The sequence below is a fragment of the Streptomyces sp. NPDC004752 genome, assembly GCF_053601275.1.
This window is the reverse complement of sequence record NZ_JBSGBN010000290.1, coordinates 1-2243: the sequence shown is the minus strand read 5'-3', so window position 1 is coordinate 2243 and position 2243 is coordinate 1. Positions and strand designations below refer to the sequence as shown.

Genomic DNA, 2243 nt, shown 5'->3' with positions numbered 1-2243 from the left:
CCCGGGCGTGCGGCCGGGAAGCACGCCTGCGCCCGCCGGGCCCGGTACGCCGTCCGGCGGTTACGTACCGACGCGGCTCGTGTCGTCGCTCGGCCCGGACGGGCCCGGCGGCACCGGCCCCGGTGCTCCCGGCGGGCCGAATCCGCCGGGTGCCCCGGGCGACACCCCTCCCGGCAGCGTGCACCACGCGGCCACCATGCTCGCCGGTCCGAGCCAGATGGCCGGCGGCGGTACGGGCGGTGGCGCCCCGCAGCGCTCGGGCGTCCCGCAGCCTCCGGGCGCCCCTGGCGCACCGAATCCCCCGGGTGCCCCCGGTGTGCCGAATCCTCCGGGCGCCCCGGGTGTCCCGGGTGCGCCTCCCGTTCCCGGCGCCTCGCAGCCGCCTCCGGTGCACCACGCCGAGACCGTGCTGGCCGCGCCTCCGGTGGGCGGCCCCGGCATGCCTCCGCCCGCGCCCCCGGGCGCACCTGGTATGCCGGGCGCTCCCGGTATGCCCCCGGCCGCCCCGCAGCCGATGCCGCCCGGCGCGGTCCCGCCGCCCGGCCAGCCCGTACCGGGCCATCCCGCACCGGGCCATCCCGCACCGGGCCATCCCGCACCGGGTCAGCCCGCACCGGGTCAGCCGCCCACGTACGGCTACCCGCAGCAGGCGCAGCCGACGGTCGGGCCGGGATATCAGGCCGTGCTCCGCTACCGCGCGCAGGACGGTTCCGAGCAGCAGCTGATCCGGCGCTCGGCGCCGGGCATGCCGCACCCGGAGTGGCAGATCTTCCATGAGCTGCGCGCCATGAACGTCCCGCCGGACCAGGTGCTGGAGCTGCACACGGAGCTGGAGTCCTGCGAGCTGCCGGGCGCCTACTGCGCGCGGATGATCCGGGAGACCTGGCCGCAGGCGCGGATCACCAGCATCGCGCCGTACGGCACGGACCAGGTGAGCCGACAGCAGGGCATGCAGCAACTGATCGCGCACCAGGGCGAGTTGCACCAGGTGGCGGACGGCCCGGCGCGGCCGGCGCCGGTGCGGGCGCCGCTGCCCCCGGTGCAGCCCGTGCCGCCGGTGCCGCCGGAGGGGATCGGGCAGGAACTGGCGGCGGCGTTCGGGCCGGGTGTGTTCCACTTCGAGCAGGCCGCGGTGTCCCGGCAGGGTGTGCCGCCGATCGTGGCGCACATGCTGGTCGTGGCCGGGCTGCCGGTGGACGTGGGCCCGTTCTTCTGGGCGCAGGCCCAGCCGGGCCGTCCGGTGCCGACGCTGGCGGAGCTGGCGCAGGAGCGCGGGGTGCTGCCCGCCCCGGACGCGGGCTCCTACCTGGTGATGGGCACCGACTTCGGCCGGGCGATCTGTGTGCAGTACGGCACGGCGAACATCGTCGCCGTGCCGGTCGAGGCGGGGCCGGGCGGGGCGCCCGTACCGCCGCAGTTCGTGAACACCGGCCTGCCGGAGTTCGCCCGCTGTCTGGCGCTGCTCGGCCGGATGTGGCGGCTGCGGTACGGCCTGAACCAGGAGCAGGCGGGCCGCTGGACCGTCGACTTCCAGGCCCAGCTCGTCTCGCTCGACCCGGCGGCGCTCGGCTCGCCGGAGAGCTGGTGGTCGGTGCTGCTGGAGCAGATGTGGGACGGCCTGTTGTAGCCGCATACGCGTGAGCCCGTGGGGGCCGGGTCCGGTCGAGTGATCGGATTCGGCCCCCTTTGCGTGTCACGATCACTTAAAGTCGATTCATCCTGATGTGCGCGAAACCATCATTTCGTGTGTGTTCGGCGACGAGGGGTTCCAGGATGAACGGCGCATCGATGTCATCGCACGGCTTCCTGACCGTCCGGGGACGCGGCTACCGACCCGAGCAGGTCGACGCGTACACGGCGGCGCTCTCGCAGGAGCGGGACGCCGCGTGGGAGCGGGCCGCGCGGCTGACCGTGCTCGCCAAGGACATGAAGACGGAGGCGGAAGGGCTGCGCGAGACGGTCGCGCGGCTCGCTCCGCAGACGTACGAGACGCTCGGGGAGGGCGCGTGCCACATCTTCCGGCTGGCGCAGGAGGAGGCGGCGGCCCTGCGGGAGTACGTCCGGCACACGGCGCGGGGGGAACTGGCCCGGGCCGAGGAGTATGCGCTAGGCGTGCGCCGGGCGGCCCGGGACGAGGCGGACGCGGTCTGCGTCGAGGCCGAGGGAGTGATCCGAAGTCCGCACGTCTGAACTCATGTGACGCAACAGCACTTCGGGGTGGGGGCCGGGTGCGTGGTTAAGGA

2 protein-coding genes are annotated in these 2243 nt (G+C 74.9%); both read left to right on the top strand.

Annotated elements, in window-relative coordinates; translation table 11 throughout:
* Positions 1-1627: SUKH-4 family immunity protein (locus tag ACWEKM_RS46415; RefSeq protein WP_451627347.1), on the top strand; the 1627-nt coding region annotated here is incomplete at its 5' end.
* Positions 1628-1773: 146 nt separating this feature from the next.
* Positions 1774-2190, top strand: coding sequence for a hypothetical protein (locus tag ACWEKM_RS46410; protein WP_451627346.1), 417 nt, complete (start codon positions 1774-1776; stop codon positions 2188-2190).
* The last annotated feature ends 53 nt before the right edge of the window (positions 2191-2243 follow it).